The 7,070-nt window shown below is 70.2% G+C and carries 6 protein-coding genes; 3 read left to right on the top strand and 3 right to left on the bottom strand.

Annotated features, from left to right (window positions below):
* The coding region (locus tag ABD240_RS03185) for a hypothetical protein (RefSeq protein ID WP_344335072.1) at positions 1 to 383 on the bottom strand (383 nt) is incomplete at its 3' end.
* 1,074 nt (positions 384 to 1,457) lie between these two features.
* Here ABD240_RS03185 and ABD240_RS03180 point away from each other — a divergent pair.
* Positions 1,458 to 2,135: an HNH endonuclease signature motif containing protein gene (locus ABD240_RS03180; RefSeq protein ID WP_344335069.1), complete on the top strand. Its 678-nt coding sequence runs from the start codon at positions 1,458 to 1,460 to the stop codon at positions 2,133 to 2,135.
* Positions 2,136 to 2,156: 21 nt separating this feature from the next.
* Here ABD240_RS03180 and ABD240_RS03175 read toward each other — a convergent pair whose 3' ends face one another.
* Together ABD240_RS03175 and ABD240_RS03170 are read right to left on the bottom strand one after the other, a co-directional pair.
* Entirely contained in the window at positions 2,157 to 3,371 is a 1,215-nt protein-coding gene (locus ABD240_RS03175; protein WP_344335066.1) for a CaiB/BaiF CoA transferase family protein, read from the bottom strand.
* Complete coding sequence (locus tag ABD240_RS03170) at positions 3,368 to 5,215, bottom strand: acyl-CoA dehydrogenase family protein (protein WP_344335063.1); 1,848 nt, start codon at positions 5,213 to 5,215, stop codon at positions 3,368 to 3,370. Before ABD240_RS03170 ends, ABD240_RS03175 begins: the two co-directional genes overlap by 4 nt.
* A 100-nt stretch (positions 5,216 to 5,315) precedes the next feature.
* On the opposite strand from ABD240_RS03170, the gene ABD240_RS03165 reads away from it, so the two are divergent.
* Both ABD240_RS03165 and ABD240_RS03160 read left to right on the top strand, forming a co-directional pair.
* A complete protein-coding gene (locus tag ABD240_RS03165) occupies positions 5,316 to 6,254 on the top strand; it encodes a LysR family transcriptional regulator (protein ID WP_344335060.1) in 939 nt (312 codons plus the stop codon).
* 67 nt (positions 6,255 to 6,321) lie between these two features.
* Positions 6,322 to 6,990, top strand: a complete 669-nt coding sequence (locus ABD240_RS03160) for a PepSY domain-containing protein (protein WP_291797629.1) — start codon at positions 6,322 to 6,324, stop codon at positions 6,988 to 6,990.
* Positions 6,991 to 7,070: the final 80 nt, after the last annotated feature.

Genomic DNA, 7,070 nt, shown 5'->3' with positions numbered 1-7,070 from the left:
TGCCCCGCACAGTCGTCCGCGCCGTGCTGGTGGATACAGACCTCACAAAGACCCAAGCCCACCGCCGCCTCGTCGATGCCGTGTATGCCTATCTCGCGTTCTCCCGCTGCCTGGGCCTGGTGCTTGAGGGCAGGCTGAGCATGGCGAAACTGCGTGCTCTGCTGCGCGCGACGACCCGCCTCCAGCTCCACGACGCACGCTGGATCGACCGCGACACCACAGGCCGCACCCAGGCGGATCGTGGAGGGAGGAATCCGGAGGAGGCAGTCGCGGAACTCACCTGCGCCTGCCCGGACGCCGCAGACCCCGCCGGTACAGCAACCGCAGGGACGGATGCTCCCCAAGACGAGGCCGCCGTGGACGAAGCTGTCCAGGACGCTCACCCAGCCCACTCAGCTCATGTGAGCCGGGATCGCATGCACGGACCCATTCTCCTCGCGGCTCCCCTGGAGAGTTTCACCCAGCATGTGCGTGCCCAAGCAGCACTCTGCGCCCCACCCGTGTCCCCGGTGAAGACCGTCCATGGCGAACGACGAGTCTCCTATGAGCGTGCTGCCTCCGGACGCGCGTTCCTCACTCTGGAGGGGCCGGTCACGGTGCTGGAGCCCTACTACCAACGCCTCCAGGCCACCGCCCGCGCCATACGCGCCGGACGCCTCCAAGCACTCATCGACACCAGCGGCACACCGGATGACGACGACACTCTCGCTCACGCACACAGCACCGAGGTGCCGTCAGCGACGCACGCGACCGCACTCGATGCGGCACACGCAGAAACCACCCTGCCCGAGGCCGTCGTCGTCGATGAGCGGACTCTGGATCAGCTCATGTTCGACCTCGCAGCACTCGCCGCCCCCGCCACCTACGTGCCCGTTGAGCTTCACACGCAGAACAGCGCCACGTGCGTCTCGGCCATGGCGAACCAGCCCGAAACACCACCAGGATCCACACGATCGGACTCTCCACCAGCCGGTTCCCCGCCCACCGCACCACCGGCCGCGTCCTCGCCGGTGCTCGCACATGGTCCACTGCCACCCGTGGCGGAGAAGCGCCGCATCCGGCTCACCAACCCCGCCGGCGGCCCACCGATCGAAACCATCGCCGTTGTCCACATCCCCCTCCAAGGCACACGCGCACGGGCGGGAACGATCACCATGGAGCACGCACCCGTGGTCGCGGATTCCAGGAGGAGGCGCCTCCCGCCCACACCACCCGGACCAGGACCGCAGAGAGCCGCAACCACACTCGAGGGGACGGCTGCGTCCACTCCCGAAACCAGCACGCTTGCACCTCCAGGTGCCCACACCCACGCTGCTGAAGGTGCTGAGGGTGGCGCAGAGGGGGCTGCCGTTGTCCCGGGACCGGACTCCCCCGGCACCGCAACACCTCTGCTTCCGCCACTCGTGCGTGTCCAGTGCCCCTCCGAGGGAGAATGGCTCTCCCACCAGGCTGCGGTCATGGTCACCGTGCCCGTCCTGAGCCTCCTCGACGCCGCCGCTGACACCCCCGCCGAACTCACCGGGATCGGGCCCATCCCCGCCGACACCGCCCGCCAGATCGTCTCCACCCAATCCGTGCTCCACCGGATCCTCACCGACCCCGCCACCGGCACCGTCCTGGACGAGACCGCACACACCTACACCATCCCGGCCAACGTCCGCCGCACAGTGAACGCCAAACACAAGCAGTGCGCAGCACCCGGCTGCACACGCGCCGCTCTGCGCTGCCAGGCCGATCACATCCTGCCCTTCAACCATCTCCTGCCCACCCAGGGTGGACTCACAGTGCCGGAGAACCTGCAGCCTCTCTGCCAGCCCTGCCACCAGCTCAAGACCCAAGGCATCCTCACCGTGAAGAAGAACACCGCTGGCATCAGCCACTGGTCCGGGCCCCTGGGCCGGGAATCCGTGACCCTCGCACCACCCAGCCCCCACGAAGTCCGGGCAGCGGCTCAGCTCCGGAACCTGCTTCGTGAGAGAGCAGGCGAGGACTCTGCCGGAGCACATTCTGCAGAAGCACACACTGGCCCAGCAGCAGGCATCGGTCGTGAACGGGGCGGAACTGAGGACACCAGCGCGCAGGGAGCCGGCGCCCAGCCCACGGTCTGGGCACAGGACGACGCGCCCCCGTTCTGAGGCGCTCCCCTCCTGGCCCCCTCAGACTGTGGGATCCGCGCCCTGCGAGGAAGTGGGATCCGCACCCTGCGGGGGAGGCGGCGTGTGGTACTCGGCCGGAGTGCGGGACAGCTTCACCGGCGATGCGATCCCCCGATACCCGTTCTCCATCTCGACCAGCATTCCACGGTGCCTCGTGTGCGGATGAGCCACCACCTGATCCGCGGAGAGGATGGGCCCGCACGGCACGCCCGCAGCCATGAGCGCCGCGCCCAGCTCCTCGGCGCCCCGCGTTGCGAAGGCCGCCTCCAGCTCTGCGCGCAGCTCATCCCTGTGCATGCTCCGCTGCGGATTCGAGGAGAAGCGCGGATCCGCCGGCAGCTCGCCGCGCCCCACCTCCTCGCACAGCCGGGCGAACTGCCGGTCATTGCCCACCGTGATGAAGAGGTCGCCGTCCCCCGTGGCATAGGTCGAGTACGGCGCGATGTTCGGGTGGTCATTCCCGGTGGGCGCCGGCACGGCGCCCGTGCCGAAGTGGTTGGGCAGATGCGGATGCATGACGGAGAGCCCGCAGTCGAACAGCGCCGATTCGACCCTCTGCCCCCGGCCGCTGCGCGCTCGTTCGTGCAGCGCCATGAGGATGCCGATCGCCGCATTCAGACCCGTGACCATGTCCACCACCGGCATCCCGATCCGCGTGGGCCCGGACTCCGGCGTCCCGTTGACTGACATGAGGCCCGCCATCGCCTGCACGACCGCGTCGTAGCCGGGCAGCCCTCCCAGGGGACCGTCCTCGCCGAACCCGGTGATGGAACAGTGCACCAGACGAGGGAACCGCGCGGCCAGCACCTCCTCGGGATCCAGGCCCCACCGGGTGAGCGAACCCGGCTTGAAGTTCTCCACCAGCACGTCCGCATCCGCGAGAAGCTCCAGGAGCATCTCCCGCCCCGCGTCCGTCCGCAGATCCAGGGTCATGCTCGTCTTGTTGCGGTTGGCTCCGGCGAAGTACCAGGAGACGTCCTCGAACAGGTTCGGCGGCCCCCAGGACCGCGTCTCGTCACCCGCCGGCGGCTCGATCTTGATGACCGTCGCGCCGTGGTCGGCGAGGATCTGCGTGCAGTACGGGCCTCCCAGCACGCGGGAGAGATCGACGACGACAGTGCCCTGGAGCGCACCCCAGCCCGAGCCTGCGCCTGCGCCCGAGCCCTCACCGACCGCACCCGGCCCGGTCACAGCCCCGTCCACCATCGCGTTCATGCCTCCACTCCTGTCTGCACGCCCGTGGGCGCACTCGTCTGCTCCGGCAGCACCGCCGCCGCATGCGCCCACACCGCGTCCCGGTCCACCGGCTCGCCCTCGATGAGGTGGCGCAGCAGCTCCGCATCGTCCTCCGGCGGGGAGAAGGGATCCTGCGGCAGGACCCTGTGCTCGAGCACGAGCGTCGCGTACGCCACCCGCGTCCAGTCACCACTGGACTCCGCGATCCGCGTACCCTCCCAGGCCAGCACCACGGCCGAGAGCACGTGATAGGTGGCCGAGGCGACCTGCCGCACCCGCCACTCGGCGCTGCCGTCGCCGTGCAGTTCGAGCGCGTGCAGCGCGTCGAGGACCAGCCTGTCCAGATGCGCGCGCAGCCGCGGCGGCAGTCCCGTATCAGCGGCCTCGGCGAGAAGCCCCTGAAGGTGGGACACCAGCGGCTTGAGAGCACCGGCGCGATGCGCGGCACGCACCACGTCGAGAGCGACGATGTTCGACGTCCCCTCCCAGATGGAGCCCAGCTGCGCGTCGCGGAAGATCCGGGCATCCCCGAACTCCTCGATGTAGCCGACGCCTCCGCGCACCTCCATCGCGTCCGCGGTCGCCTTGCGGGCGTCCCGGCACACGCGGAACTTCACGAGCGGAGTGAGGATCCGCAGGACGGAGGCTGCCTCGTCATCCCCCGCGTCCGCGCGGGCGAACACCTCCGCCGTGTGCATGACGACGCTGAGCCCCTGCTCCGCACGCAGCCGCAGCTTGGCGAGCTGCCGCCGCTGGAGCGGGAGGTCGATGAGCGGACGGCCGAACGCCTCGCGATTGCGGCAGACGTAGCGTGCCTCCCCGAACGCCCTGCGCATGAGTCCGGCCGAGCGCACACCGTTGGACAGCCGCGAGGCATTGATCATGTCGGCCATCTGCTTGAAGCCCTGGCCCACGTCGCCCACCAGATGCGCCGTCGCACCGTCCAGGTCGATCTCGCCGCTGGGCATGGAGCGGGTGCCCAGCTTGTCCTTGAGACGGACGATCCGCATCCGGTTGACCGAACCGTCCGGCAGATGGCGGGGCAGCAGGAACAGACCGATCCCCCTGATCCCGGCCACCGCACCCTCCGGCCGTGCGAGCACCATCGCGAGTTCCGCGTCGACGTTCGAGCAGAACCACTTCTGCCCGGTCAGCGACCAGGTGCCGTCGGCGTTCTCGCGTGCGGTGGTCGTTGCTCTCCCCACATCCGATCCCGCATCCTGCTCCGTCATGAACATCGCACCCTGCGTGAGCGCATCGAGATCCGTGCTCGTGAGGCCGGGCAGCCAGCGGTCGATCAGCTCCTGCGATCCGAACTTCCGCAGCGTGCGGGTGAGGGCGTCCGTCATGCTCACCGGGCATTCGAGGCCGAACTCGGCCTGCGCGAAGAGATAGAAGAGGAGGTACTTGGCCACCGGGGGCAGCGGCTCGGGCCAGCCCAGCACTCCCGGACGGTGGCTCGCCGCCGCCATCCCGAGCTCGCCGAACGCCGTCTCCTGCAGCCTCCGGTAGGCCGGATGCACCCGCACCTCCTGCCGGTCCAGACCGGTGCGCGTGCGGTGTTCCAGCACGGGCGGATTCCGGTCCGCCTCACCGGCCAGCGCATCGAGCTCGCCGCCGAGGCGCGGGCCCAGATCCGCGAGCACCGGTTCCAGGTGCGCCAGCAGGTCCGGGTCCAGGTAGAGCGGCAGCAGGCTGCGCAGCGATTCGTCGTCCGCCACGCGGTCGATCCCGAAGCTGTCCGGCACGGCGGAGGCCTGTGTCGCGGAGGCCGGTGCTGCCGCCGGGGTCGTGGGAGGGCTGGTGGCCGTCTGCGCGGGCATGGGATCTCCTTCGATCGGTGGGGCCGGTCCCGCACGAGACTAGGCTCCGCGAGTTCATAGCTTCAAGTAATCTCCCACTATGACCTCATCAGGTTCTCCTATGGACGCTGGGCCGCAGCACAGCGCTGCCGCACGCCGCACCGCCCCAAACAGCACCGCCGCGCACAGCCCCTCGCTGCGCAGGCTCGAGTACTTCGCCGCACTCGCCGAACACCTGCACTTCGCCCGGACCGCCGATGCCCTGGGCATCTCCCAGCCGGCGCTGAGCGCGGAGATCCGCAAGCTCGAGGCCGAGTGCGGCGTGAAGCTCTTCTCCCGGAGCCCCACGACAGCTCTCACCCGTGAGGGCGCGCTGCTGCTCCGCGATGCGCACGGCGTCCTTGAGACCTCCGCCCGGTTCGCCGCGCACGCCGGCGACCTCGCCTCGGGCCTGACCGGCTCCCTCGTGATCGGGACCGTCCAGTCGTTCTGCTACCGCGGAGTTCCCCAGGCGATCGGCCGCCTCGCGGACGCCCGGCCCGGGCTGCGGGTGCGCACCCTCGAACTGCCCACCGCCGAGCAGCGCAGTCGCCTGCTCTCCGGTGCCATCGACCTCGCGTGCGGCCACATGCCCATCCGCGACGACGGCATCGTCAGCACCGCCGCCGTCGGAGAGCCCTTCGTCCTCTGCCTGCCCTCGCACCTGCGGGCGGACAGCCTCGCCGAGGCCGCGGCGGAGCCCTTCATCGTCTTCCGCCGCGAGGCGTCGCCGTACTACCACGACCGGGTGCTCTCCGTGTGGAGGGAGACCGGGATCCAGCCCGACATCCGCCACGAGACGAACACCTGGGAGAGCGCGGTGGAGCTTGTGGCACACGGCCTGGGCGTCGCCCTCGTGCCCCAGGGCGTGGCGCAGCGGCACCGCCGCGACCCCCGGATCCGCACACTGCCCTGCGGATCCGCCGCCTGTTCGGAGGCGTGGGTGAGCCGCCGCGAGGCGGACACCACCGTGGTGGCGGAGGTGGGCGAGATCCTCCTCGAAGCGCTGCGGACAGTGTGAGGCCGCATGAGAAGGTCCTCATCGATCCTTCACCTTCAGCTCATCCGACCCTCCTAGACTCGAACCCATGAAGCAGCTCACACGCATCCGCACACTGTCCCTCGCCGTCCCCGCAGCAGCCGCCCTCGCCCTCAGCGCCTGCGGCTCAGGAGGGGAGGCCACCACCTCCGAGGACGGCACCGCCGCCGCGGACACCCCGGAGGAGACGACCGCACCGGCGGAGGAGACGACCGCGCCGGAGGGCACCGAGTCCGGCGGGCCCGCCTCCTCGCTCGCCCGCAGCGGCGAGCTCAGTGCGGCGCTGGCGGCGGTGGAGACGGCAGAGCAGGAGGCGGGCGGCACCGCCTACGACCTCGACTTCGACGAAGCGGACGATGACGACGACGATGATGACGATGACCGCGATGACGCGGACGACCTCCGCGAGGCGCACTGGAGCGTGAGCGGATTCGACGGCGACCGCGAATGGGAGGTCCACGTCTCCGAGGACGGCGCCTCCGTCCTCGGCACGGAGGAGGACCGCGCGGACGACGACGACCGGCGCGAGGCGGAAGCCGCCTCCGTCACGCTCGTGGAGGCGCTCGAGGCCGCCGTAGGCGACACCCCGGGCACGGTGGACGACGCCTCGCTCGACGAGGAGGGCGGCACGCTCGCCTGGGAGATCAGCATCTACCCGGAGGGCCAGGACCGCAGCACCGATGTGTACGTGGACGCGGAGTCCGGCGAGATCGTGTGAGACCGGCAGTGTCGTGTGAGACCGCCAGTGTCACGTGAGCCCAGCAGTGCCGTGTGAACCCGGCCACCTGGCAGACGGAA

The sequence above is a fragment of the Brevibacterium salitolerans genome (assembly GCF_039531405.1).
Lineage (GTDB): Bacteria > Actinomycetota > Actinomycetes > Actinomycetales > Brevibacteriaceae > Brevibacterium > Brevibacterium salitolerans.
The sequence above is the reverse complement of the archived record's forward strand: the minus strand, read 5'-3'. Positions and strand labels throughout refer to the sequence as shown.

What these genes read in the sequence shown, in the direction of transcription:
- ABD240_RS03180 (WP_344335069.1), top strand. Translation starts at nt 1,458, where the DNA reads ATGGTCACCGTGCCCGTCCTGAGCCTCCTCGACGCCGCCGCTGACACC.
- ABD240_RS03170 (WP_344335063.1), bottom strand. Translation starts at nt 5,215, where the DNA reads ATGCCCGCGCAGACGGCCACCAGCCCTCCCACGACCCCGGCGGCAGCA.
- ABD240_RS03165 (WP_344335060.1), top strand. Translation starts at nt 5,316, where the DNA reads ATGGACGCTGGGCCGCAGCACAGCGCTGCCGCACGCCGCACCGCCCCA.
- ABD240_RS03160 (WP_291797629.1), top strand. Translation starts at nt 6,322, where the DNA reads ATGAAGCAGCTCACACGCATCCGCACACTGTCCCTCGCCGTCCCCGCA.
- ABD240_RS03175 (WP_344335066.1), bottom strand. Translation starts at nt 3,371, where the DNA reads ATGAACGCGATGGTGGACGGGGCTGTGACCGGGCCGGGTGCGGTCGGT.